Genomic DNA, 24,921 nt, shown 5'->3' on the forward strand with positions numbered 1-24,921 from the left:
CGGTTCAGACCAGCGGCCGGTCGCGGTTCATCAGCCACAGGGCGTGGACCGTGCCGGGCAGCCAGCCCAGGATCCACAGCAGGATGTTCAGCAGGAACTGAAGGCCGAAGCCCGTGGTGACGAGCACGGCGATCGGCGGGAAGAAGATCGCGAGCAGGATGCGGACGAGGCTGGACACGGGGACTCCGGGCGTGAGGTCGGCACGTCCCGGCTCCAACGAAACACGGTTTTATCCGTTCCGCCCGATCTGACCCCGAACCGGCCCCGAAGACCCCGGCAGGCCGGGGCCGCGGGGGCGGCGCCTCAGTTCTTCGCCGGCGGCGTGGTGGCCGAGGGGACGTTGGCGGCCTGCTTCTCCGGGTGCTTCACCTGGCTGTAGGCGACGTTCGCGAAGGTGCCGATCACCGCGGGCCAGCTCGGGTTGCCGTATTGCGGGTCGTCGCGGCCGACCTTGCAGAAGGCCGTGGTCAGGCCGTTGACGATGTCGTCGTCGGTGACCCCGGTCGGCTCCGCCTTCACCTGCTGCACCAGCCGGGCGAGGGTCGGGACGAAGTCCTGCTGCTTCAGGCCCTTCAGGCTCGCCTGCAGGCCGATCTTGTCGAAGGCGGCCTTGAGCTTGTCCTGCTCGATCTCCGCGCAGGGCGCCGTGCCGGCCAGCATGGTCTTGGTGGCGGCGCGCGCCTCCGAGGCCTTCTCGCCGGTCACGACCGGCGCCTTGTTGCCCCAGGAATTGCGGATGTAGTCGGTGACGTTCTTCACCTCGACGTCGGTCATCTGCTGGCCGATCGCCACCATCGGGGCGAGCCCACTCTGGGCGCCGAGCCCGCCGTAGATCACCCGCAGCACCGTCTCGGGGCCCTCGGACTGGACCGAGGTGTTGCCGGCGAGCGCCGGGACCGCGCCCTCGATGCCCTTGCCGTCGGGCTGGTGGCAGGAGGAGCAGTAGGTCAGGTAGGTGGAGGCGCCGGGCGCGTCGGGCGTGTCGAAGGCCGTGAGGTCCTTCGGCTTGTAGGTCTGCTTGGCCGGCACGGTGCGCAGGTACGCCACCATGGCCTTCAGGTCCTCCTCCTTCACCTTGGAGAGGGATTCCATGATGGTCTGGCGCATCGGCCCGGCGGCGACGCCCGGCCGGTCGCCCGGGGCGGTGCCGGTCTTGAGGTAGGTCACCACCTGCTCGTCGGTCCAGGCGCCGATGCCCTGGTGGCCGTCCGGGGTGATGTTGGGGGCGTACCAGCCGTCGATCACGCCGCCGCCGAACCGGCCCGCGAAGCTCGAGTTGCCGACGAGCTTGTTCTCGTTGTGGCACATGGCGCAGTGGCCGAGCCCCTCCACGAGGTAGCCGCCGCGGTTCACCTCGGCGCTGGCCTTCGGGTCGGGCTTGAAGCGCTCCTCGGTGAAGAAGGCCGTCCGCCACGTCACCAGCGCCGTGCGGACGCTGAACGGGAACGGGATCTGGCTCTCCTTCCGCTTCTCGTTCACGGCCGGGACCGACTGGAGATAGGCCCAGATCGCCTTGGTGTCCTCGTCGGTGACCTTGGTGAACCACGCGAACGGGAAGGCCGGGTACAGGTAGCCGACGTTCTTGCTGTAGCCGTGCCGGAACGCCTGGTCGAAGTCGGCGTAGCTCCAGTTGCCGAGGCCCGTCTCCTTGTCGGGGGTGAGGTTGGGGGTCATGATCACGCCGAAGGGCATGTTCAGCGCGTAGTTGCCGGCGAGGTACTTGCCGCCCGGCGCCGTGTGGCAGGCCGCGCAGTCGCCCATCGTCACGAGGTACTTGCCGCGCTCGATCTGGTCGGCCGAGCCGTCCTGCGCCAGTGCCGGCGCGGCCAGGAGCAGGCCCGCGAGGAAGGGGGCGGCCCGCATCGGGGCCAGCCGCGTCGGGGCCGCGCGGCCGGAGGAGAGGGCTCTCGTGCGCTGCATGCCGCGTCTCCCATCCCGATTTTAGAGCTGTTTGAAACTTGTGACGCGCGTGAACGCGGCCGTCGCGGGCGTTGTTCCGGCCGGCGCCGCGCTGCGGCGTTGTGCCGTGGCCGCCCGGACCCGCAGGCCGAGGTCGGCGAGATGGGCGACGAGCCCGGCGAGCATCCACCCGGCGACCGCGACCCAGCCGGCCCCCACGAGCGCCGCCCGCAGGGCCAGCATCAGGGCGGCGCCGGAGGCGAGGTTGGCCAGCAGGGACGGCAGCGGCGGGCCGCCCCGGCGGGCGAGCCACGCGAGGGCGAGCGCCTCCAGGGCGACGAGCAGCAGGATCCCGTCGACGATCCGGCCCGACGCGAAGGCGGGGCCGAGGACCGGGTCGAGGAGCGCCCCCATCAGGCGGGCTCCGCGAACGGCCCGTTGAGGCGGACGATCCGCAGGTTCAGGCAGGCGGCGACGCTGACCCAGGCGAGGTAGGGCAGGTTCATGAGCCCCGCCGCGCCCGAGACCCGGCCGGTCACCAGCACCAGCACGGCGATGGACAGCCACAGGACCGCGACCTCGGCCAGCGCCCAGTCGGGCCGGCGGAACCGGAAGAACAGCACGCTCCAGGCGATGTTGAGCACCCCGTTCACCGCGTAGGCGGCCAGCAGGACGCCCCGGGCGACGGGGTCGGCGTCGCCGTTCCAGGCCAGCACGCCAGCCGTGGTGGTGAGCGCGAAGATCACCGCCCAGACCGGGCCGAAGGCCCAGTCCGGCGGCTTCCAGGCCGGGACCCGCAGGCGCCGGTACCACGTGTCCGTCGTGGTCGCGAGGCCGCCGGCCACGGCCACCAGCACGGCGGCGACCGCCGCCACCGCGGGCGGTCCCAGATCGGCGGCGGCGAGGCTCACGGCGAGACCCAGCGGAACAGGTGCGCGAGGTCCTTGAAGAAGATCCGCGCGTGGGCGGCCGGCTTCGCGCGGACCAGCTCCTTGTTCATGTAGCTGTCCCAGGTGAGCTGCTGGACGTCCTTGTCCCGGCAGATCGAGACGAAGCGCTCGCGCAGGCCGTCGCTGCGGTACCAGACCCACTGCATCATCCCGAGGATCCAGAACACGCGCCCGTGCAGCTTCATGAACTGCTTCCGCGCGCCCGCGAGGGCGCGCGCGTCCCCGGTCCGCAGGAAGGCGGCCGCGGCCTCGGCCGACAGCCGGCCGCCGAGCATCGCGTAGTAGATCCCCTCGCCGGAGGCCGGCGCGACGACGCCCGCGGCGTCGCCCGCGAGCAGCACGTCCCGGCCGTTGTCCCAGCGCTTCAGGGGCTTCAGCGGCAGCGGCGCCCCCTCGCGGCGGACGGTCTCGGCGTGGTCGAGGCCGGTGGCGGCGCGCAGGGCCCGGATCGAGGAGCGCAGCGAGAACCCCTTCCGCGCGCTGCCGGTGCCGATGCTCAGCGTGTCCCCGTGGGGGAAGATCCAGCTGTAGAAGTCCGGCGAGTGGCGGCCCTGGTAGTAGACGTCGCAGCGGGTCGCCTCGACAGACCCGGCCCCGGGGGCGCCGGCCTCCGGGACCCGCAGGATCTCGTGATAGGCGAAGACCTGCCGCATCCTGGCGTGGCCCGGCACCTCCGCGCGGCCGACCGGCGAGCAGGCGCCGTCGGCGCCGAGGACGAGGCGGGCCCGGACGGCGTGGCGGGCGAGGCCGGCCCCCGCGCCGGTGGTGAAGTGGACCAGCGGCGGCCCGTCGTCGGGCCGGGTGATCCGGTCGTAGGCCGCCGCGCGCAGGTCGGCGCCGGCCGCCGCGGCCCGCTCGCGCAGCCACGGGTCGAAGTGCTCGCGGTCGACCATGCCGACGAATCCCTCGCCCACCGGCATGTCGACGGCCTTGCCGCTCGGCGCCACCATCCGGGCGGACCGGATCTTCGCCACCAGGAGCGCGTCCGGGATCGCGAAGTCCCGGATCAGCCGGGGCGGGATCGCGCCGCCGCAGGGCTTGATCCGGCCGGGCTTGTCGAGGAGCAGCACCGCGTGGCCGGCCCGGGCGAGGTCGGTCGCCGCCGTGGCGCCCGCCGGCCCGCCGCCGACCACGACGACGTCGTAGCTGTCGCGGCCGGGGCCGCCATCATCCAACCGGGCCATGGCCTCACCTCGCGCTGAAGGCAGGATCGAGCGGCACCGTGTCCGGTGCCGGAGCGGGTTCGAGCCGCGCCGCCAGGACGACCGCGACGAGGAACAGCAGCCCTTCCGCGGCGAAGACCGCCGCGTAGGCCTGGACGGGTTCGGCGGTGACCAGCCGGACGGCGTCGACCGCCACGGCCCCGAGGAAGCCGCCGGCCCCGAAGGCGACGCCCTGCGCGGCGCCCCAGACGCCCATGCGGGTGCCGCGCTCCCGCGCGTCGCCGCGGCCGGCGAGCGCCATCATCGAGCCGATGGCGGCGACCGCGTAGGCGCCGTTGGCCACCCCGAGGGCGAAGACCGTCGCGCGCAGGGGGAAGTCCGATCCCGCCGCCGCGCCGCTCGCCAGGGCGAAGAGGGCGGCGGCCGAGCCGGCGCAGCCGATCCCGATCCAGAGCCGCAGGGAGGCGAGGACGGTGCCGCGGGCGAGGAGCGTCACCGCCGCCACCAGCAGCATGCCGGCGAGCACGCCGCCGTGCTGGAGGCCGGCGAGCTTGGTGGTGGCGCCGGGGCTCATCGCGAAGACGAGGCCGGCATAGGGCTCCAGTATCAGCTCCTGGGCGCTGTAGGCCAGCATCGACACGAAGACGAAGATCGTGAAGGTCCGGCTCACGGGGTCGGCCAGCACGTGGGCCAGCACGGTGAAGAACGGGCGGCGCGCCTCCGCGGGCTCGGGCGCCCGGACCGGCAGGCGGCGCTCGACGCCGGCGACCGCGAGCGCCGCCACGCAGAAGGCGACGAGCGAGACCGTGCCCGACACCGCCACGAGGCGCGGGCCGGAGAACGGGTCGAGGAAGTGCCCGGCGAGCGGCGCCGTGACGGCGAAGCCGACGATCATCATCACCCAGACGACGGTGGCGGCCGCGCCCCGCCGGGCCGGCGCGACGCCGCCCGAGAGCAGGACGAGGAGGGAGGTCCCGGCCGCGCCGACGCCCATGCCGACGCACAGGAACGAGAGGGCGGCGAGCGCCAGCCCCAGGGCGAGGCTCTCGGCCGCCAGCGCGGTGCCGCAGGCGGCGCCGAACCCGCCGAGGCAGAGGGCCGCCATGCCGCCGACGATCCAGGGGGTGCGCCGGCCGCTGCGGTCGGAGCCGTAGCCCCAGCGCGGGCGCAGGACCTGCACGGCGTAGTGCAGGGCGACCAGCAGGCCCGGCACGAGGGCGGGCAGCGCCAATTCCACCACCATGACCCGGTTGAGGGTGGCGGTCATCAGCACGACGACGCTGCCCAGCGCGGTCTGGACGAGGCCGAGGCGGACGATCTGGGGCCAGCCGAGGCCCGTGCCGGGGTCCGGTGCCATCACGCCCCTCCCACCAGCGGGCGCAGCGCGAAGGCCGAGACCAGCATGCCGAGGACGTAGAGGGTGGTGCCGGTGCCGTTGTACCAGATCGCCCGCTCCCGGGGATTCTCCAGGAACCGGGCCATCAGGGCGAACTGCCCGGCGAGCAGCGCGGCGACGAGGCCGGCGTGCCAGTAGCGCTCCCAGCCGACGAGGAGCGCGATCACCGCCACCTGCGGCAGGGCCATGACCAGGCAGGCGAAGCGCGCGGCGCGCTCGGAGCCCATCTGCACCGGCAGCGACAGCAGCCCCATCCGGCGGTCGCCCTCCACGGACTTGAAGTCGTTGAGGGTCATGATGCCGTGGGCCCCGGCCGCGTAGAGCAGCGCCACCAGGAGCACCCGCCGGTCGGGCAGGGCGGCGGCCATGACGGCGGCGCCGGTGAACCAGGGCAGCCCCTCGTAGCAGAGCGCCACCGCGGCGTTGCCCCACCAGCCGTTCCGCTTCAGCCGCACCGGCGGCGCCGAGTAGATCCAAGCCAGGACCAGCCCGAACAGCGCGGCCCCGAGGATCCAGGGCCCGAGCGCGGCGGCCACCGCCAGCGACAGCGCCGTCCAGGCGAGCGCGAGGTAGAGCCCCCAGCGGCCCGGGATCCGCCCGGAGGGGATCGGCCGGTTCGGCTCGTTGATCGCGTCGACGTGGCGGTCGAACCAGTCGTTGGCGGCCTGGCTGGTGGCGCAGACCAGCGGGCCGGCCAGCAGGATGCCGGCGGCGATCACCGGCCACTGGCCGCTGGCCGGCTGGCCCGAGGAGATCACCCCGCAGGCGAAGGCCCACATCGGCGCGAACCACGTGAGCGGCTTCAGCAGCTCGATGACTGCGCTCGGGGCGGGCGTAGCGGTCATGACGGGAGGCTACCGGCGCCCGGCGGGGTGTCAAGCCAGATTTACACCGCGCGCCAGCATGTGCGCGACGTTTGTCGAATAAATACAGCGGCGGACCAGAAATACATTATCCGGAACACCGAAAAACCGTGCCGGCGGGACCGCCCGCGCGGGCGCTTTCCGGCGCTCCGGCGGCGCCCCGGGCGCTCCCGGCGACCCCCGTCCGCGAGGACGATTCCGGGATCTTCGAGGCCTTCGGTGCCGGGATCCGAGGGGGTCCGGCGGGCCCCGCCGTGCGCACCTTCGGGGGATGGGATGGGATTGGATGGGATGGGTGCCGCCGCGCCCGGAGGCCGCGCCCGGATCCTCAGATGTCCTCGACCGGGCCGTCCAGATCGCCGACGCCGTAGCGCCGCATCTTGGCGTAGAGGCCCTGCCGGCTCAGGCCGAGCATCTCGGCCGCCGAGGCCCGGTTGTCCCGGGTGATCCGCAGGGCCGCCTCGATGCAGAGCTTCTCGATCAGGTCGGTCGTCTCGCGCACCAGGGTCTTCATCGAGACCCGGCCGACCAGCTCGGTCATCTGCTCCACCGAGCGGGGCACCTCCCGCCCGACCCCGGGGCGCCCTTCGGCGATCCGCCGCGGGCCCGACCGGATGGCGAAGCCCAGGCAGGGGCGGGCGCCGGCCACCGACACGGCGGCGACCTCCACGTCCTCCATGCCGCCGTAGGCGCCGCGGACGACGGTGGCGAAGCGGCGCACGGCGCCGTGGTCGACGAGGGTCGCGAACAGCGCCTGCGCCTCGGTCTCGTCGCGGCCGAGCCAGTGGTCGAGGGTGCGCCCGCGGGCCTGGCCCACCGTGGCGAGCTGCGCCAGTTCCAGGAAGGCGGCGTTGGCCATGAGGATCCGCCGCGCCGAATCGGTGACCACGAAGCCCTCCGGCATCGCCTCGATCACCGCGGCGGTGGGCGCCTCCTGGTCGGGCCCGGGCGCCGCCGTCGCCGGGTCGGCGACCAGCTGCAGCAGCGCGCTCGCGCCGCCCTCGCCCCGGAACAGCGAGGCCGAGACCGTGACCTCCCCGCGCCCGTGCTGCAGCGCCGCCCGGATCTCGCCCGCCTGCCCGGTCGCCCGCAGGGCGGCGAACTGCGCCTCCAGGGCCCGGGTGCTGGCGGGGTCGAACAGCTCGACGGCGTCCTGCCCGGCGATGCGCTTGGCCGGGCGCCCGAGGAGGCGCGCCGCGGCCGGGTTGGCCTCGGCCACCCGGCGCGTGCCGGCATCGACCACCAGCACCGGCTCGCCGGAGATCTGGAACAGGAGCCGGTAGCGGGTCTCGGCGGCGCGGAGCCGGTCGTAGTCCCGCTCCAGGGCCTGCTGGGTCTCCACCAGCCGGCGCTGCAGGGCCGCCACCGCCCGCATGTCGCGCCCGAGCACGAGGATCGGGCCGCCCTCCGAGGGCCGGATCGACGCGTAGCGGATCGGCAGGTCGGCGCCGTCGGGCGAGGGGTGGTTCACCTGGCGCCAGCGGGTGATGCCGTCGGCCCCGGCGTCCCGCAGCAGGGCGTCGACCTTCGGGCGGCTCTCCACCGTGACGGTGTCGATCCAGCGCCGGCCCAGCCAGCCCGCCACGGTCTCGGCCGCGAGGTCGGCGCCGACCGTGGCGTCCCGAATCACCCCGTCCGCGTCGATCACCAGGGAGAGGTCCGCGGACGCCGCGACGATGCGCCCGACCGCCTCGCCCTGGAGGAGGCCGGCCACCTGCTGCAGGGCCGCGGGCGGCGACTGCGGGGAGGGGCGGGGCTGAGGGGTCACGGTCACCGCAATGTGATAGTCGGTTGGAGGCCCTTTCAGCAGGCCAAGGCCTGTCTGTCCAGCAAAGCTTCCGCCGCGGCGGGCGCGAGGCACGCGTCCGACGCGCAGGCATCCGCCCCGACGATCCCCGCCTCGCCGCCGTGGCGCGCGAAGAAGGGGCCGCCGACCAGCACCCGGACGTCCCGGTTGCGCGAGACCCGGCGCACCTCCGCCACCGTCGCCGTCAGGACCGGCAGCAGGACGTCGCAGGAGAGCGACAGGCCGACCACGTCGAACCAGTCGGACCGGAGCAGGTCCAGGGGGTCGACCCCCGGCCCGGGCACCGCGGTGGTCACGTCCCAGCCGGCCTCCCGGAAGAAGCTCGCGACCAGCGACAGGCCGAAGACGTGGGTCTCGCCCGGGCAGGGCAGCAGCAGGACGCTGCGCCCGTTGGCCGGGACCGATTCGCTCTCCAGCTCGGCGCAGAGGCGGCGGCTCACGGTGTGGAGCCGCCCGAGGGCCTCGGTCACCGCCAGGAAGTCGCAGGCATCCTCCTCCCAGAGGGCGCCGAGGTGCCGGGCGGCCGGGGCGAGCAGGTCGAGGAGCAGGCGCGGGAGCGGCAGGCCGCCGTCGCGCAGGGCGTCCACGCGGGCGTCGAGGTCGACCGGGCCGGAGGCCAGGAGCAGGGCGCTGAAGTCGGCGATCTCCCGCGCGCTCGGCGCCCGGTCCGCCGGGACGGCGCGGCCGGCGGGCCGGTGGGCCAGCATCAGGCGGGGCAGGATCTCCGCCTCGACGACCTTGGCGAGCGCGTCGGGCACAGGCCTGTGCAGGTCGGGCCAGCCGAGGGCCGCCTCGCGGAACACGGGGAGCCCGTCGCTCACGGGGCTGCAGCCGGCCGCGGACGGACCGTGATCCAGACGGCCACCGAAATGCCTCCAGTTTCCCATCGGCATCCTCCCTGAGACGGCCCCGTCCCGGAAGGGCCGGCGGATCCGCTCGCGCGCTCGGTGTGGCGTTGCTCGCCCGTCTATTCTTCGTGTCCGTCAGTTCCTGAGTCTGACAAGCCGAACGGCAGCAATCTCTGCCGCCACGGCCGACGATACGCTTCCTGACGATCTTGGCAATGATCTTATTCGAAGAAAAAATATCCCTGCCACTGTCATGTCGTGGAAGCGTCAAGCGCACTTGACACTTCCCGGACCCCCGCCCTAGCCTCTGTCCACGACGGAGCCTGAGGCGCCGCCGACGACCAGGGAGCGGATGCATGGGTCCCGAGGACCGGCCGGCACGACCGCTCTACACGCCCGCCGAACGGCGCCGGCGCGATTCGTCGCTCTGGACCGTGGTCCAGGGAGTGCTGGCGCCCCTCCAGTTCGCGATCTTCCTGGTGAGCCTCGTCCTGGTGCTGCGCGCCCTGGCCACCGACGACGGCCTGCGCGCGGCCGAGATCTCGGTCGTCGTGAAGACCCTGGCCCTCTACGCGATCATGGTCACCGGCTCGATCTGGGAGAAGGTCGTGTTCGGGCGGTGGCTCTTCGCGCCTGCCTTCTTCTGGGAAGACGTGGTCAGCATGCTGGTGCTGGCTCTCCACACCGCCTACCTCGCGGCCCTCGCCACGGGCGCGCTCAGGGGTCAGGCGCTGCTGCTCCTCGCGCTGGCGGCCTACGCGACCTACGTGATCAACGCGGCCCAGTTCCTCCTGAAGCTCCGGGCCGCGCGCATGGAGAGTGCCGGAAGTCGCGCGCCGCGCCTCGCGGAGGCGCTGCCGTGAACGCTCCCCTGGTCCATCAGCCACCCTGCGGCGGCATCGAGCTCCGCCAGGAGCAGGGTCAGCGGGCCGTGTTCTGCGGGCTGACCGGCATCGTCTGGCTGCACCGGAAGATCCAGGATGCCTTCTTCCTGGTGGTCGGCTCGCGCACCTGCGCGCACCTGATCCAGTCCGCCGCCGGCGTGATGATCTTCGCCGAGCCGCGCTTCGCCACGGCGATCATCGACGAGCGCGACCTCGCCGGCCTCGCCGACGCCAACGAGGAGCTCGACCGGGTGGTGACCCGGCTGATCGAGCGCCGGCCGGACATCAAGCTCCTGTTCCTCGTGGGCTCATGCCCGTCGGAAGTGATCAAGCTCGACCTGTCCCGGGCGGCCCAGCGCCTGTCGGGACGGCTCGCCCCCGTACGCGTGCTGAACTACTCGGGTTCCGGCATCGAGACGACCTTCACGCAAGGGGAGGATGCCTGCCTCGCCGCCCTCGTGCCCGACCTGCCCCGCGAGGCCGAGACGGCGGTCCCTTCGCTCCTCGTGGTCGGGGCGCTGGCCGACGTGGTGGAGGATCAGTTTCTCCGGCTCTTCGCCGCGATGGGGATCGCGGATGTCCGGTTCCTGCCCGCCCGCCGGGCGAACGCGATGCCGGCTGTTGGGCGCAACACCCGCTATCTGCTGGCCCAGCCCTTCCTGACCGACACGGCCCGGGCCCTCGACGAGCGTGGCGCCCGCCGGCTGCCCGCGCCGTTCCCTCTAGGCGCCGAAGGCACTACCGGCTGGCTTCGGGCAGCCGCCGAGGCGTTTGGCGTCTCCGAGGCCGCCTTCGAACAGGCCACGGAAGCGGGCCGCGCCCGCGCCGAGACCGCGCTCGCCCCCCACCGCGAGAGGCTCGGCGGCAAGCGCGTGTTCTTCTTCCCCGATTCGCAGCTGGAGGTTCCGCTCGCCCGCTTCCTCGCCCGGGAGCTCGGCGCGGACCTCGTGGAGGTCGGGACGCCGTACCTGCACCGGGGGCATCTCGCCGCCGAGATCGAGCTGCTGCCCGCGGGCACGCGGGTGACGGAGGGCCAGAGCCTCGACGACCAGATGGACCGCTGCCGGGCGGAACGGCCGGATCTCACGGTCTGCGGCCTCGGCCTCGCCAATCCGCTGGAGGCGGAGGGGCTGTCGACCAAGTGGTCGATCGAGCTGCTGTTCACGCCCGTGCAGGGCTACGAGCAGGCCGGCGACCTCGCGGAGCTGTTCGTGCGCCCGCTCCGCCGCCGCGCCCTGCTGGAGGTGTAGAGCCATGCAGCTCACGCTCTGGACCTACGAGGGACCTCCTCACATCGGCGCGATGCGCGTCGCCACGGCGATGTCCGGGCTGCACTACGTGCTGCACGCGCCGCAGGGCGACACCTACGCCGACCTGCTGTTCACGATGATCGAGCGGCGGGACGCCCGCCCGCCCGTCACCTACACGACCTTCCGCGCCCAGGATCTCGGCCGCGACACCGCCGAGCTGTTCAAGCAGGCGGTCTCGGCCGCCCACGCGCGGTTTCAGCCCCAGGCGATGATCGTCGGCGCCTCCTGCACCGCCGAGCTGATTCAGGACGATCCGGGCGGCCTCGCCAAGGCGCTCGACCTGCCGATCCCGGTGATTCCGCTGGAATTGCCCGCCTACCAGAAGAAGGAGAACTGGGGCGCGTCGGAGACCTTCTACCGCCTCGTCCGGGCGCTCGCCGGTCCGCCCGCCCCGCATCCGGCGCGGGAACCCAGGCAGCGCCCGCTCTGCAACATCCTGGGACCGACGGCGCTGGGCTTCCGCCACCGGGACGACCTGATCGAGATCCGCCGGCTGCTCGACACCCTCGGCATCGCGGTCAACGTCGTGGCACCGCTAGGCGCCTCGCCCGCCGATCTGGGCCGGCTGCGCGAGGCCGATTTCAACGTCGTGCTCTACCCCGAGACCGCCCGGTCGGCCGCGGACTACCTGAAGAAGAGTTTCGGGCAGCCGTTCACGCAGACCGTCCCGATCGGCGTCGGCGGCACCCGCCGGTTCGTCGAGGAGGTTGCGAGCCTCGCCGGGATCGACCCGGCACCGGTGCTCGACGGCCCCGGCTCGCGGCTGCCCTGGTACTCCCGCTCGGTCGATTCGACGTATCTCACGGCCAAGCGCGTCTTCGTCTTCGGCGACGCGACCCACGCCATCGGTATCGCCCGGGTCGCCGCCAAGGAACTCGGCTTCACCGTCGTGGGACTGGGCACCTACGGCCGCGAATTCGCCCGCGAGGTTCGCGCCGAGGCGGCCGAGCACGGCATCGAGGCGCTGATCACCGACGATTACCTCGACGTCGAGGCGGCGATCCGCGCGGCCGCGCCGGAACTGGTGCTCGGCACCCAGATGGAGCGCCACGTCGCGAAGCGGCTCGGCATCCCCTGCGCGGTGATCTCCGCGCCGGTGCACGTCCAGGACTTCCCGGCCCGCTACGCCCCGCAGATGGGGTTCGAGGGCGCCAACGTCCTGTTCGACACCCTGGTCCATCCGCTGATGATGGGCCTCGAAGAGCACCTCCTCGGCATGTTCCGGGAGGATCCCGAATTCCACGACGGCGTCGGCCCCTCGCATCTCGGCGGCAAGTCCTACGGGACTCCGGCGGACGGGGCGTTCGAGGCCGCGGAACGGGCGCCGGCCGACACCCCTCCGACGCCGGCGCCCGTTCCGATTCTTCTGGACCGGGCCGCAGCGTGGTCGCCCGAGGCCGAGAAGGAACTCAAGAAGATCCCGTTCTTCGTGCGGGGCAAGGCGCGCACCAACACCGAGACCTTCGCCCGGGAGCGGCATCTGCCGCTCATCACCGTCGAGACCCTCTACGATGCCAAAGCGCATTTCGGCCGATAGGCCGCCGATCCGCATCGTCATCGTCACGCTCGACAATCACTTGGCGAGCGCGGTGGAACGGGCGCGCCTGCGCCTCCGGACCGAGATGCCCGGGCTGGTTCTGGGCTTCCACGCGGCGGCCGAATGGGACAACGACCCCGCGACCCTGGAGGCCTGCCGGGCCGACATCGCGCAGGCCGACATCGTGCTCTCGGCCATGCTGTTCATGGACGAGCACGTGCGGGCGATCCTGCCGGCGCTGGCGGCGCGGCGCGACGCCTGCGACGCGATGGTCGGCTGCCTCTCGGCCGGCGAGGTGGTGAAGACCACGAAGCTCGGCCGCTTCGACATGAGCGGCACCAAGCGCAGCGCCCTCGACTTCCTCAAGAAGCTGCGCGGCAAGCCGGGCCAGCAGGGCAATGCCGGACGGCAGATGGCCCTGGTGCGCAAGCTGCCGAAGATCCTGCGCTTCATCCCGGGCTCGGCCCAGGACGTGCGCGCCTATTTCCTCACCCTGCAATACTGGCTCGCGGGCTCGGACGAGAACGTCGCCGCGCTGGTGCGCTTCCTCGTGCACCGCTACGCGGCCGGCGAGCGGGCCGCCTGGCGTGACGGCCCGGCGGCGCCCGCACCCCTCGACTACCCCGAGACCGGCCTCTACCACCCGCGCCTGCCCGGCCGGATCGGCGCCGACCCGTCACGGCTGCCCCGCCTCGCGGGCGCGAAGGGCCGCGTCGGCCTCTTGGTGATGCGCAGCTACGTGCTCGCCGGCAACACCGCCCATTACGACGGGGTGATCGCCGCCCTGGAGGCGCAGGGCCTCGACGTCGTGCCGGCCTTCGCCAGCGGCCTCGACAACCGCCCGGCGGTGGATTCCTTCTTCATGAAGGACGGTCGCGCCTGCATCGACGCGCTGGTCTCGCTCACCGGCTTCTCGCTGGTCGGCGGCCCCGCCTACAACGACGCCGCCGCGGCCGAGTCGATGCTGGCCCGCCTCGACGTGCCCTACCTCGCCGCCCAGGCACTGGAATTCCAGACCCTGGAGCAGTGGGAGGCAGGCGACCGCGGCCTGTCGCCGGTCGAGGCGACCATGATGGTCGCTATCCCCGAACTCGACGGCGCCACCGCCCCGATGGTGTTCGGCGGACGGTCCTCCGCTTCCGGCAGCGACAACGCCCGGGACATGCGGGTCCATCCCGAGCGGGCGGCCCGCCTCGCCGAGCGGGTCGCACGTCTGGTCTCCCTCCGCCGGACCGCGAGGGCCGAGCGGAAGCTCGCCGTGGTGCTGTTCAACTTCCCGCCCAATGCCGGCGCCACCGGCACGGCCGCGTTCCTGTCGGTCTACGCCTCGCTGCTCAACACCCTGAAGGGCTTGGCGGCGGACGGCTACACGGTCGAGATCCCGGAAGACGTCGATGCCCTGCGCGCGGCGATCTTGGAGGGCAATACCAAACGCTACGGCACCCAGGCCAACGTCCACGCCCGCATCCCGGCCGAGGATCACCTGCGCCGCGAGCCCTACCTCGCCGAGATCGAGGCCCAGTGGGGCCCGGCGCCCGGCCGCCACCAGACCAACGGCGCCGAGATCTTTGTCCTCGGCGCGCAGTTCGGCAACGTCTTCGTCGGGGTCCAGCCGGCCTTCGGCTACGAGGGCGATCCGATGCGGCTGCTGTTCGAGCGCGGCTTCGCGCCGACCCACGCGTTCTCGGCCTTCTACCGCTACCTGCGCGAGGATTTTTCTGCCGACGCCGTGCTGCATTTCGGCACCCACGGCGCCCTCGAATTCATGCCCGGCAAGCAGACCGGCCTGTCCGAGGCCTGCTGGCCGGAGCGTCTGATCGGGGCGCTGCCGAACGTCTACCTCTACGCGGCCAACAACCCCTCGGAGGGGACGCTCGCCAAGCGCCGCTCGGCCGCGACGCTGGTGAGCTACCTCACCCCGAGCCTCGCGGCTGCCGGGCTCTACCGTGGGCTGATCGACCTGAAGAGCTCGATCGAGCGCTGGCGCGGCCTCGGCCCCGAGGCGGCGGGCGAGCGCGAGACCCTGGCCCGCCTGATCCAGGATCAGGGCGCGGCGGTCGACCTCGTGGCGGCCGATCCGGGCTGGAGCGGCGATCTGGAGGCGCGGGTCTCAGGCCTCTGGACCGCGCTGCAGGAGCTGGAGCAGACCCTGATCCCGCACGGGCTGCACGTGGTCGGGCAGGGGACGCCGGAAGAGGAGCGGGTCGATCTGCTCCTGGCGCTCGCCGAGTCGGCGCACGGCGTGAAGCCGGAGCGGGCCGGGATCGAGGCCCTGGTGGCCGGGCGGGGGATCGAGGCGGCGCTCAAGGCCTCCGGCCTCTCCGCCGACGAGACCAACCGCGAGACACTCAAGAACCTCGCCGAGACCGACCGGCTGCTGTCCCGCGACCATGAAGTTCCGGCGCTGCTGCGGGCGCTCGACGGCCGCTTCGTGCCGCCGGTGGCGGGCGGCGACATCCTGCGCAACCCGGCCGTGCTGCCGACCGGCCGCAACCTCCACGGCTTCGACCCCTACCGCCTGCCCTCGGCCTTCGCGGTGGCGGACGGCGCCCGGCAGGTCGCCCGGATCCTCGAGCGCTTCGCCGCCGACGGAAAGCCCTGCCCGGAGAGCGTCGCGCTGGTCCTGTGGGGCACCGACAACCTCAAGAGCGAGGGCGGCCCGATCGCCCAGGCGCTCGCGCTGATCGGCGCCGCGCCCCGCTTCGACGGCTACGGCCGCCTGAGCGGCGCCGAGTTGATCCCGCTGGAGACCCTCGGCCGCCCGCGCATCGACGCGGTGGTCACCCTGTCCGGCATCTTCCGGGATCTGCTGCCGCTGCAGACGAAGCTCCTGGCCGAGGCCTCGTACCTCGCGGCGATCGCCGACGAGCCGCTCGAGCAGAACTACGTCCGCAAGCACGCCCTCGCCATCCAGGCCGAGCAGGGCTGCGACCTGGAGACGGCGGCGCTCCGGGTCTTCTCCAACGCCGAGGGCGCCTACGGGGCCAACGTCAACCACCTCGTCGATTCGGGGAACTGGGACGACGACGCGGAACTCTGCGAGACCTTCTCGCGCCGCAAGAGTTTTGCGTATGGCCGCACCGGCCGCCCGGCGCCGCAGCGCGCCCTGATGCAGGCGGTGCTGGCCTCCGTCGACATGGCCTACCAGAACCTCGACTCGGTCGAGGTCGGCGTCACCTCCGTCGATCACTACTTCGACGGGCTCGGCGGCATGGGCCGGGCGGTGGCCCGGGCCAAGGGCGAGTCGGTGCCGATCTACATCAGCGACCAGACCCGCGGGGAGGGGCGCGTCCGCTCCCTGGAGGAGCAGGTGGCGCTGGAGACGCGCACCCGGATGCTCAACCCGAAATGGTACGAGGGCCTGCTCGGCCACGGCTACGAGGGCGTCCGCCAGATCGAGACGCATCTCACCAACACGGTCGGCTGGTCGGCCACCGCCAACGCGGTCCAGCCCTGGATCTACGAGCGGATCACCGAGACCTACGTCCTCGACAAGGACATGCGCGAGCGCATGGCCGCCTTGAACCCCACCGCCTCCGCCAAGGTCGCCCAAAGGCTGATCGAGGCGCACCGCCGCGGCTTCTGGACCCCCGACGCAGAGATGCGCGACGCCCTCGACCGGGCCGAGGAGGAGCTGGAGGACCGCCTGGAAGGCGTCACCGCAGGAGTGGCCGCATGAACATCGCGATCCGCAATCCCGTCGTCGCCCGGAAGGAGGAGGGGAGCCTTCAGGTCGCCCTCGACCCCGACCTGAAGATCGAGACCGCCAAGGTCTTCGCGGTCTACGGCAAGGGCGGGATCGGCAAGTCGACCACCTCGTCGAACCTGTCGGTGGCCTTCTCGAAGCTCGGCAAGCGGGTGCTGCAGATCGGCTGCGACCCGAAGCACGACTCGACCTTCACGCTGACCAAGCGCCTCGCCCCCACGGTGATCGACGCCCTGGAGGCCGTGAACTTCCACTCGGAGGAGCTGCGGGTCGAGGATTTCGTGGTCGAGGGCTACAACGGCGTGATGTGCGTCGAGGCCGGCGGCCCGCCCGCCGGCACCGGCTGCGGCGGCTACGTGGTCGGCCAGACCGTGAAGCTCCTCAAGGAGCACCACCTCCTGGAGGACACCGACGTCGTCGTCTTCGACGTGCTCGGCGACGTGGTCTGCGGCGGCTTCGCCTCGCCGCTCCAGCACGCCGACCGGGCGCTGATCGTCACCGCCAACGACTTCGACTCGATCTTCGCGATGAACCGGATCGTCGCGGCGATCCACGCCAAGTCCAAGAACTACGGCGTGCGGCTCGGCGGCGTCATCGCCAACCGCTCGGCCAAGACCGACGAGATCGACCGGTTCAACGACGCGGTCGGCCTGAAGCGCCTCGCCCACTTCCCCGACCTCGACGTGGTCCGGCGCTCGCGGCTCAAGAAGTCGACCCTGTTCGAGATGGATTCGTCGCCCGAGCTCGACGCCGTGACCGCCGAGTACATGCGGCTCGCCGAGACGCTCTGGGCCGGGGGCGAGCCCTGCGAGGCAATCCCCATGAAGGACCGCGACCTGTTCGAGTTCCTCGGTTTCGATTGAGTCTGGAGTTCGACCGATGGCCAGCGCCAGCTACGACGCCCGCCGGGGCGAGCTGACCACCTACTTCGACCGCACCGCGGTCGAGGCGTGGTCGCGCCTGACCTCGGACGCCCCGGTGAGCCGGATCCGCGCCACCGTGCGGGCCGGGCGCGACGCCATGCGGGCGACGCTGCTGTCCTGGCTCCCGGCCGACATGACGGGCTCACGCCTGCTCGATGCCGGCTGCGGCACCGGGGCGCTCAGCGTCGAGGCGGCGCGGCGGGGCGCCGAGGTGGTGGCGATCGACGTCTCGCCGACGCTGATCGGGCTGGCGCAGGAGCGGCTGCCGGCGATCGCGGGCGCGGGGCGCATCGACTTCCGGGTGGGCGACATGCTCGATCCGGCGCTCGGCCGGTTCGACCACGTCGTGGCGATGGATTCGCTGATCCACTACCGCGCCGCCGACATCGCCCGGGCGCTGGCGGTGCTAGGCGCGCGCACGGACGGCTCGGTGCTGTTCACCGTAGCGCCGCGCACGGCGCTCCTGACGGTGATGCACGCGGCCGGGAAGTTCTTCCCGCGCGGCGATCGCTCGCCCGCCATCGTGCCGGTGACCGAGGGCGGGCTGCGGCGGCGGATCGCCTCGGAGAGGGCCCTCGACGGCTTCGCCTGGGCGCGGTCGCACCGGATCAACAGCGGATTCTACCTGTCGAACGCGGTGGCGCTGACGCGCGCCCTGCCTCACCGCGCGGATGGTCGGCCAATGACACCCGGGGCGCGACCATGACCCCCGCCCGCAAGCTCACCGAGGCCCTGATGCGCCTCGGCCCGGCGCTGCTTCCCTTCGCGGACGCCGCCACCGCCGAGCTGCCGCTGGGACGGCTGCTCCGCCTCGCCCTGTTCCAGGTCACCGTCGGCATGGCCGCGGTGCTGCTGATCGGCACCCTCAACCGGGTGATGATCGTCGAGCTCGGCGTTCCGGCCTGGATCGTCGCGATGATGCTGGCGCTGCCGCTGGTCTTCGCGCCCCTGCGGGCGCTGGTCGGCTTCCGCTCGGACACCCACCGCTCGGTGCTGGGCTGGCGGCGCGTCCCCTACATCTGGTTCGGCACGCTGCTCCAGTTCGGCGGCCTCGCGATCATGCCGTTCGCCCTGCTGATCCTGTCGGGCGACACGACCGGGCCGCTCTGGGTCGGCAACCTCGCGGCGGCGCTCGCCTTCCTCCTGGTCGGCGCGGGCCTGCACACGACCCAGACCGTCGGGCTGGCGCTCGCCACCGACCTCGCCCCGGCGCACGCGCGCCCGAAGGTGGTGGCGCTGCTCTGCGCGGCGCTCCTGTTCGGCATGATGGCGAGCGCGGTGCTGTTCGGCCTGTTCCTCGCCCATTTCTCACCCGTCCGGCTGATCCAGGTGATCCAGGGCGCGGCGCTGGTCACGATCATCCTCAACGGGTTCGCCCTCTGGAAGCAGGAGCCCCGCGATCCGAACCGGACGCGGACGGCACCGCAGCGCGACTTCCGGTCCTCCTGGCAGGCCTATGCGGGGCAGGGCACCGCCCGGCGACGCCTCGTGGCGATCGGCCTCGGCACGGCGGGCTTCTCGATGCAGGACATCCTGCTCGAACCCTACGGCGGTCAGATCCTGCACCTCTCGGTGGCGGCCACCACGGCGCTGACCGCGCTGCTGGCCGCTGGAGGCGGGCTCGGCCTGCTGGTCGCGGCGCGCTGGCTCGGGCGCGGGGGCGACCCGTTCCGCGTCTCCGCGGTGGGCGTCGGGATCGGGATCCTGGCCTTCTCGGCAGTGGTCTTCGCCGCCCCGCTCGCCTCGGCCGACCTGTTCGCCGCGGGCGTGAGCCTGATCGGCCTCGGCGGCGGCCTGTTCGCCCACGGCACGCTCACCGCCTCGATGAACCGCGCCGGCCCCGAGGATACCGGGCTCGCCCTCGGTGCCTGGGGCGCCGTGCAGGCGACCGCGGCCGGGCTGTCGATCGCGGCGAGCGGCCTCGTGCGCGACGTCGGCGGCGCCATCGCCCAGTCGGGGGTGCTCGGCGAGGGCATGAACGAGCCCGCCATCGGCTACCTCATCGTCTACCACATCGAGATCGCCCTGCTGTTCGCGGCGCTGCTCGCGCTCGGACCGCTGGTGCGTGAGGACGCCCGGATACGAGTTCGAGACAGCATCACCGACGGCCTCGCCGGCCGCACAGCCTGAGACTTGGGGAGGACAGCCATGCCAACCGGCGCACTTACGGGTTACGTCGACGTCGCCCAGGTCGTACTCTACGCGTTCTTCCTCTTCTTCGCGGGGCTGGTCTTCTGGCTGCGCCGGGAGGACCGGCGCGAGGGCTACCCGCTGGAGAACGAGACGGTCGGCCGCCGCAAGGCGGACGACCCGATCCTGATCCCCCGGTCCAAGGCGTTCCATCTGCCGGGCGGCGAGACGACCTACGCGCCGCAGGCGGTTCATGGCCGGGACGACATCGAGACCGGGATCCCGGCCCGCAAGGTCGAACCCTGGCCGGGCGCCCCCTACGAGCGCACGGAGACGTCGCTCCAGGCCGGCGTCGGCCCGGGCTCCTGGGTGCTGCGGCACGACGTGCACGACCGGACCTGGGACGACGAGATCCGCATCGTGCCCCTGCGGGTGGCGAAGAACTTCGTCATCCACGAGGACGGCCCGAACCCGATCGGCATGACGGTGTTCGGCACCGACAACGCGGTCGCGGGCGTGATCAGCGACGTCTGGGTCGACCGCGGCGAGTCGCTGATCCGCTACTACGAAGTCGAGCTCCCGACGGGCGGGCGCCGGCTGATGCCGACAACGTTCTGCCGGGCCGGCGGCTTCACCAAGACGGTGACGACCGAGGCTCTGCTCGCGAGCCAGTTCGCCGACATCCCCAGCACCCGCGACCCCGACAGCGTGACCTTCCTCGAGGAGGAGCGGATCATCTCGTATTTCGGCGCCGGCACGCTCTACGCGACGCCGGCCCGGGCGGAGCCCCTGATATGAGCGGCGACTTCCTCCCCGAGGGCACCCTGCGGGGTCTGCCCGGCCCGCTGCCGGCGGGCGAGCGCATCCTCTGGCAGGGTGCGCCGACGACCGCGGGCCTGCTGGTCCGGGTGTTCCACGCCCGCTTGGTGATCGCGTGGTTCTCGGTCTGCGCCGTGGCCTTCGGCCTCGCGGCGGGCTCGCCCGCGGCGGCGATCAAGGTGGTGGCGCCGACCCTGGTGATCGGCGCCGGCGCCGTCGCGCTGCTCTGGCTGCTCGCCTGGCTCACTCACCGGACGACGCTCTACACGGTGACCAACCGCCGCGTCGTGCTGCAGGCCGGCATCGCCCTGCCGGTGACCCACAACCTGCCCTTCGCGCAGATCGAGACGGCGGCCCTGCGGGCCTTCACGGATGGCAGCGGCGACCTGCCGCTGCGGTTGCGGCCGGGCCTCCGGATCGCCTACCTTCACATCTGGCCGCATGTCCGGCCCTGGCATCTCGCCCGGACCGAGCCCATGCTGCGCTCGGTGCCGGACGCGGACGCCGCGGCGGCGCTGCTGGCACGCGCCCTCGAGGCCCATGCCGACGGCACCGCGCCGCCGGTTCGGGTGGCGCGTCTCGGCCGAGCGGACGAGAATCCCGGCCGCCTCGTCGCGGCCGAATAGGGAGGGGCACGATGGGCGAGCGGGCGGAGGGCGCCAGCCGGGCCATGGCGGTCGCGGGACCGGCACCGGCGCTGCTGATGATCGGCGCCGGCGCGCTGATGGGCTTCACCATGCTGGCGGTCCTGATCGGCCGGAGCGAGAAGGTCGGCCTCGTCGCCCTGCCGCCCGCCAAGGTGGTGGAGCGCCTCGAGTTCCGCGCCGAGGATCAGGTCGACGGCTCGATCGCCCTGCGGGACGTCGCCGACCGGCACATCGTCGCCTGGATCCGTCCCGGCGAGGACGGGTTCCTGCGCGGGACCCTGCGGGGCCTCGCCCAGGCCCGCCAGCGGGAGGGCCTCGGCCCCGAGAAGCCCTTCAGCCTGACCCGCTACGACGACGGCCGCCTCGCGCTGGCCGACGAGGCCACCGGCCGCCGGGTGCCCCTGGAGGCCTTCGGGCCGACCAATGCCGGGGCCTTCGCGCGACTGATGCCCGCGCCGGGCGCCCCCGCCGCGGAGACGCGGTGATGGGCCTGTTCGGCAGCCGCACCGTCACCGTGCCCTGCACGGTGGAGATCGAGCAGACGCCCGAGAGCCTGCACGCGCACGTGACCCTCGATGCCGGCTTCGAGATCGAGCCCGGCGACGAGGTCCAGGTCCACGACGCGCCGACCTCGGTGCCCTACGGCGAGCGCCTCACCGTGCGGCGCACCGCCACCGTGACGCGGGCCGGCGCGCTGGAGCGGGCCTGGACCAAGCTCATCGCGCATCTCGAGCTGACCGAACTCTACGAGGTCAGCTTTTCCGAGAGGAGGAAGCTGTGAACGCACCCGTCCCGCCACCCTCCGGCCAGCCCGTCCCGAAGACGCCGATCAATGAATCGACCCGCTCGGCGCAGGAGACGACCTTCCTCAGCCCGCGCTTCTACACGACCGATTTCGACGAGCTCGACCGCACGAACGTCGAGCCGGTGCGGCGCGACTGGGACATCCTGATCGCCGAGCTGCGCTCCGACCCGAACAAGCGCCACTTCACCCGCAACGAGGAGTTCGACTGCGACCTGTCGAAGATGGAGCCGGAGCTGCGGAAGGAGTTTTTGGACTTCCTCGTGTCGTCCATCACCGCCGAGTTCTCCGGCTGCGTCCTCTACGCCGAGATGCGCAAGCGGGCGAAGAACAAGGACATCAAGGAGCTGTTCGGCTTCATGAGCCGGGATGAAGCCCGCCACGCCGGCTTCATCAACGACACGCTCAAGGATTTCGGCATCGGCGTGGACCTGGGCTTCCTCACCAAGTCCAAGAAGTACACGTTCTTCCGGCCGAAGTTCATCTTCTACGCCACCTATCTGTCCGAGAAGATCGGCTACGCCCGCTACATCACGATCTTCCGCGAGCTGGAGCGGCACCCGGAGCGGCGCATCCACCCGATCTTCAAGTGGTTCGAGCTGTGGTGCAACGACGAGTTCCGCCACGGCGAGGCCTTCGCGCTGCTGATGCGCGCCAACCCGAAGCTGACGAGCGGCGTGAACCGCTACTGGATCCGGTTCTTCCTGCTCGCCGTCTTCGCCACGATGTACGTGCGCGACCATCACCGCCCGGCCTTCCACGCCGCGCTCGGCGTCGATCCCAGCGATTACGACTTCAAGGTCTTCCGGATCACCTCGGAGATTTCCCGCCAGACCTTCCCGCTGGAACTCGATATCGACAACCCGAAGTTCAAGGCGGGCCTCGACCGGCTGCTCGCCTGCTCCCGGGCGATCGCCGACGCCAAGGCGCGGGGCGGCCTCGTCGGCAAGGCCCTGCAGGGCCTCCACGCCGCCCGGGCGGCCGTGACCTTCGCGCGGCTCTATCTCCTGCCCGTCAAGGCCAACGCCCTGCCGGCCGACATCCGCCTCCAGCCGGTCTGGTAGCATGGGGACCTACGCCGCCCCGGTCCTGTATGCGGTCCTGCTCTGGTGGTTCTCCACCGGGCTGATCCTGCTGCTCGATCACGCCCCGCGGCGGACGCATCCGTGGAGCATGGCCGGGGCGACCCTCCTGCTCGCCGGCGCCCTGGTGGCGATCCGGTCCAGCGCCGCCGACACGAGCGCCACGGGGGCCTACACGGCCTTCACGGCGGCGCTCGTCGTCTGGGGCTGGCAGGAGATGAGCTACTACATGGGCTTCCTGTCGGGCCCGCGGCCCGTCGCCTGCGCGCCGAGCGTGCGCGGGCTCGACCGGTTCTTCGCCGCGCTCGCCACCAGCCTGTGGCACGAATTCGCCATCGTGGTCGGCGGCCTCGCGATCCTGGCGCTGGTCTGGGGCAGCCCCAACCGCTTCGCCCTGTGGACCTACGGCACGCTGGTGGTGATGAACCTGTCGGCGCGGCTCAACCTGTTCCTGGGGGTGCGCAACCTCCACGCCGAGTTCCTGCCGGACCATCTCGGCTACCTCGCCTGCTACCTGTCCCGGAAGCCGATGAACCTGCTGTTCCCGGTCTCGGTGAGCCTCGGGACCATCGCGGCGGCCCTGCTCGGGCGCGCGGCGCTGGGTGCCGACCTGCTGGAGCACGAGCTGATCGGCTTCACGGTCCTGGCGACGCTGACCGCGCTCGCCACCCTGGAGCACTGGTTCCTGATGCTGCCGCTGCCCTCGGCGGAGCTGTGGCGCTGGAGCCTGCCGGCCCGGGCGCCCGGGGAAGCGGCCGGGCCGCCGGACCACATGTAGGCCGAGGGATCACGAGCGGGCGACGCACGTCCACCAATCTGGAACTGGTCTTGTGCGAAGTCCGGTGTCACAGGCGGGATCAACCCGCAGGATTTGTTCGGGGAGAGGCGACATGGATTACGAGACCTTCTTCGGGGCTGAGATCGCCGGGCTCCACCGCGAGGGCCGCTACCGGGTCTTCACCGACCTCGAGCGCCACGCGGGCAACTTCCCGCACGCCACCCACCACCACGCGGCCGGCACCCGGCCCGTGACGGTCTGGTGCTCCAACGACTATCTCGGCATGGGCCAGCACCCGACCGTCACCGGGGCGATGCACGAGGCGATCGACCGCTGCGGCGCGGGCGCCGGCGGCACCCGGAACATCTCGGGCACCAACCACTACCACGTGCTGCTGGAGCGCGAGCTCGCCGACCTCCACGGCAAGGAGGCGGCCCTGCTGTTCACCTCCGGCTACGTGTCGAACTGGGCGGCGCTGGGGACCCTCGCGTCGCGCCTGCCGAACTGCGCGGTCTTCTCCGATTCCGAGAACCACGCCTCGATGATCGAGGGGATCCGGTTCTCGCGGGCCGAGCGCCACATCTTCCGCCACAACGACCCGGAGGACCTGAACCGCAAGCTCGCGCTGGTCGATCCCGCCCGGCCGAAGCTGGTGGCCTTCGAGTCGGTCTACTCGATGGACGGCGACATCGCGCCGATCGCCGAGATCTGCGACGTGGCCGAGGCCCACGGGGCGCTGACCTACCTGGACGAGGTCCACGCGGTCGGCCTCTACGGCGCACGCGGCGGCGGCATCTCGGAGCGGGACGGCGTCGCCCACCGGCTGGACGTGATCGAGGGCACGCTCGGCAAGGCCTTCGCGGTGCACGGCGGCTACATCACGGCGTCGGAAAAACTCTGCGACTTCGTGCGCAGCTTCGCGTCGGGCTTCATCTTCACCACCTCGCTGCCGCCGGCCGTCGCGGCGGGCGCGGCGGCGTCGATCCGCCACCTCAAGGAGAGCGGCGTCGAGCGGGCCCGGCATCAGGAGCGGGTGGCGAAGGTCCGGCAGGCGCTGGAGGCCGCCGACATCCCGACCATGCCGAACGACAGCCACATCGTGCCGGTGATGGTCTGCGATCCGGTGCTCTGCAAGGGGATCTCCGACACCCTGCTCGACGAGTTCGGCATCTACGTGCAGCCGATCAACTACCCGACGGTCGCCCGCGGCACCGAGCGCCTGCGGATCACCCCGTCGCCGCTGCACACCGACGCCGACATCGCCCATCTGGTCGAGGCGCTCACCACGATCTGGGGCCGGATCGGGCTCCGGCAGAAGGCGGCGGAGTAAGCGCGGGCGGGGGTTCCCTTCTCCCACCTTCGCCCTCATCCTGAGGT

23 protein-coding genes are annotated in these 24,921 nt (G+C 72.3%); 14 read left to right on the forward strand and 9 right to left on the reverse strand.

The features are described from left to right. Window positions 1–4: 4 nt before the first annotated feature. The 9 genes from LXM90_RS14135 to LXM90_RS14175 form a co-directional block, all read right to left on the reverse strand. Entirely contained in the window at window positions 5–178 is a 174-nt protein-coding gene (locus LXM90_RS14135; protein ID WP_012318839.1) for a YqaE/Pmp3 family membrane protein, read from the reverse strand. A 125-nt stretch (window positions 179–303) separates the two neighbouring features. Then, window positions 304–1,920 (reverse strand): cytochrome c, encoded by a 1,617-nt coding sequence (locus LXM90_RS14140; protein ID WP_091682500.1) that lies wholly within the window; start codon window positions 1,918–1,920, stop codon window positions 304–306. A 21-nt stretch (window positions 1,921–1,941) separates the two neighbouring features. Continuing rightward, entirely contained in the window at window positions 1,942–2,313 is a 372-nt protein-coding gene (locus tag LXM90_RS14145; protein WP_020095241.1) for a hypothetical protein, read from the reverse strand. Then, a complete protein-coding gene (locus LXM90_RS14150; protein WP_020095242.1) occupies window positions 2,313–2,810 on the reverse strand; it encodes a TspO/MBR family protein in 498 nt (165 codons plus the stop codon). Before LXM90_RS14150 ends, LXM90_RS14145 begins: the two co-directional genes overlap by 1 nt. Next, window positions 2,807–4,033 carry a geranylgeranyl diphosphate reductase gene (locus LXM90_RS14155; protein ID WP_234082909.1) on the reverse strand — a complete coding sequence of 409 codons (1,227 nt, stop codon included), beginning with the start codon at window positions 4,031–4,033 and terminating at the stop codon, window positions 2,807–2,809. The genes LXM90_RS14150 and LXM90_RS14155 overlap by 4 nt, the downstream gene beginning before the upstream one ends. A 4-nt stretch (window positions 4,034–4,037) precedes the next feature. Then, the gene (locus LXM90_RS14160) at window positions 4,038–5,369 is read right to left on the reverse strand and encodes a BCD family MFS transporter (RefSeq protein ID WP_091682497.1); all 1,332 of its coding nucleotides are present in this window, start codon (window positions 5,367–5,369) and stop codon (window positions 4,038–4,040) included. Continuing rightward, complete coding sequence (gene chlG / locus LXM90_RS14165) at window positions 5,369–6,253, reverse strand: chlorophyll synthase ChlG (protein WP_091682495.1); 885 nt, start codon at window positions 6,251–6,253, stop codon at window positions 5,369–5,371. Before chlG ends, LXM90_RS14160 begins: the two co-directional genes overlap by 1 nt. A gap of 346 nt (window positions 6,254–6,599) precedes the next feature. Further along, window positions 6,600–8,045, reverse strand: a complete 1,446-nt coding sequence (gene ppsR / locus LXM90_RS14170; RefSeq protein WP_020095246.1) for a transcriptional regulator PpsR — start codon at window positions 8,043–8,045, stop codon at window positions 6,600–6,602. Between the two features lie 29 nt (window positions 8,046–8,074). Next, window positions 8,075–8,965, reverse strand: coding sequence for a cobalamin B12-binding domain-containing protein (locus LXM90_RS14175; RefSeq protein ID WP_056523988.1), 891 nt, complete (start codon window positions 8,963–8,965; stop codon window positions 8,075–8,077). A 317-nt stretch (window positions 8,966–9,282) separates the two neighbouring features. On the opposite strand from LXM90_RS14175, the gene bchF reads away from it, so the two are divergent. From bchF to hemA, 14 genes are all read left to right on the forward strand, one after another. Next, complete coding sequence (gene bchF / locus LXM90_RS14180; protein WP_020095248.1) at window positions 9,283–9,789, forward strand: 2-vinyl bacteriochlorophyllide hydratase; 507 nt, start codon at window positions 9,283–9,285, stop codon at window positions 9,787–9,789. Beyond that, window positions 9,786–11,060 (forward strand): ferredoxin:protochlorophyllide reductase (ATP-dependent) subunit N, encoded by a 1,275-nt coding sequence (locus LXM90_RS14185; RefSeq protein ID WP_020095249.1) that lies wholly within the window; start codon window positions 9,786–9,788, stop codon window positions 11,058–11,060. The genes bchF and LXM90_RS14185 overlap by 4 nt, the downstream gene beginning before the upstream one ends. Before the next feature lie 4 nt (window positions 11,061–11,064). Beyond that, window positions 11,065–12,657 carry a ferredoxin:protochlorophyllide reductase (ATP-dependent) subunit B gene (bchB, locus tag LXM90_RS14190; protein WP_020095250.1) on the forward strand — a complete coding sequence of 531 codons (1,593 nt, stop codon included), beginning with the start codon at window positions 11,065–11,067 and terminating at the stop codon, window positions 12,655–12,657. Next, window positions 12,632–16,336, forward strand: a complete 3,705-nt coding sequence (locus LXM90_RS14195) for a magnesium chelatase subunit H (RefSeq protein WP_020095251.1) — start codon at window positions 12,632–12,634, stop codon at window positions 16,334–16,336. The genes bchB and LXM90_RS14195 overlap by 26 nt, the downstream gene beginning before the upstream one ends. After that, window positions 16,333–17,226 carry a ferredoxin:protochlorophyllide reductase (ATP-dependent) iron-sulfur ATP-binding protein gene (gene bchL / locus LXM90_RS14200; protein ID WP_020095252.1) on the forward strand — a complete coding sequence of 298 codons (894 nt, stop codon included), beginning with the start codon at window positions 16,333–16,335 and terminating at the stop codon, window positions 17,224–17,226. Before LXM90_RS14195 ends, bchL begins: the two co-directional genes overlap by 4 nt. 16 nt (window positions 17,227–17,242) lie before the next feature. Next, entirely contained in the window at window positions 17,243–17,992 is a 750-nt protein-coding gene (bchM, locus tag LXM90_RS14205; protein ID WP_020095253.1) for a magnesium protoporphyrin IX methyltransferase, read from the forward strand. After that, the gene (locus LXM90_RS14210) at window positions 17,989–19,416 is read left to right on the forward strand and encodes a BCD family MFS transporter (RefSeq protein ID WP_020095254.1); all 1,428 of its coding nucleotides are present in this window, start codon (window positions 17,989–17,991) and stop codon (window positions 19,414–19,416) included. The genes bchM and LXM90_RS14210 overlap by 4 nt, the downstream gene beginning before the upstream one ends. 18 nt (window positions 19,417–19,434) lie before the next feature. Next, entirely contained in the window at window positions 19,435–20,214 is a 780-nt protein-coding gene (puhA, locus tag LXM90_RS14215; protein ID WP_020095255.1) for a photosynthetic reaction center subunit H, read from the forward strand. After that, window positions 20,211–20,861 carry a photosynthetic complex putative assembly protein PuhB gene (gene puhB / locus LXM90_RS14220; protein ID WP_020095256.1) on the forward strand — a complete coding sequence of 217 codons (651 nt, stop codon included), beginning with the start codon at window positions 20,211–20,213 and terminating at the stop codon, window positions 20,859–20,861. The genes puhA and puhB overlap by 4 nt, the downstream gene beginning before the upstream one ends. Before the next feature lie 11 nt (window positions 20,862–20,872). Beyond that, window positions 20,873–21,367, forward strand: a complete 495-nt coding sequence (puhC, locus tag LXM90_RS14225; RefSeq protein WP_020095257.1) for a photosynthetic complex assembly protein PuhC — start codon at window positions 20,873–20,875, stop codon at window positions 21,365–21,367. After that, entirely contained in the window at window positions 21,367–21,663 is a 297-nt protein-coding gene (locus LXM90_RS14230) for a hypothetical protein (RefSeq protein WP_020095258.1), read from the forward strand. The genes puhC and LXM90_RS14230 overlap by 1 nt, the downstream gene beginning before the upstream one ends. Then, on the forward strand, window positions 21,660–22,748 hold the full coding sequence (acsF, locus tag LXM90_RS14235; protein ID WP_020095259.1) for a magnesium-protoporphyrin IX monomethyl ester (oxidative) cyclase: 1,089 nt from the start codon (window positions 21,660–21,662) through the stop codon (window positions 22,746–22,748). Before LXM90_RS14230 ends, acsF begins: the two co-directional genes overlap by 4 nt. 1 nt (window position 22,749) lies before the next feature. Further along, a complete protein-coding gene (gene puhE, locus LXM90_RS14240) occupies window positions 22,750–23,544 on the forward strand; it encodes a putative photosynthetic complex assembly protein PuhE (RefSeq protein WP_020095260.1) in 795 nt (264 codons plus the stop codon). Between the two features lie 112 nt (window positions 23,545–23,656). After that, a complete protein-coding gene (gene hemA / locus LXM90_RS14245; protein ID WP_020095261.1) occupies window positions 23,657–24,874 on the forward strand; it encodes a 5-aminolevulinate synthase in 1,218 nt (405 codons plus the stop codon). Window positions 24,875–24,921 lie beyond the last annotated feature (47 nt).

It is taken from the genome of Methylobacterium oryzae, assembly GCF_021398735.1.
Classification (GTDB): domain Bacteria; phylum Pseudomonadota; class Alphaproteobacteria; order Rhizobiales; family Beijerinckiaceae; genus Methylobacterium.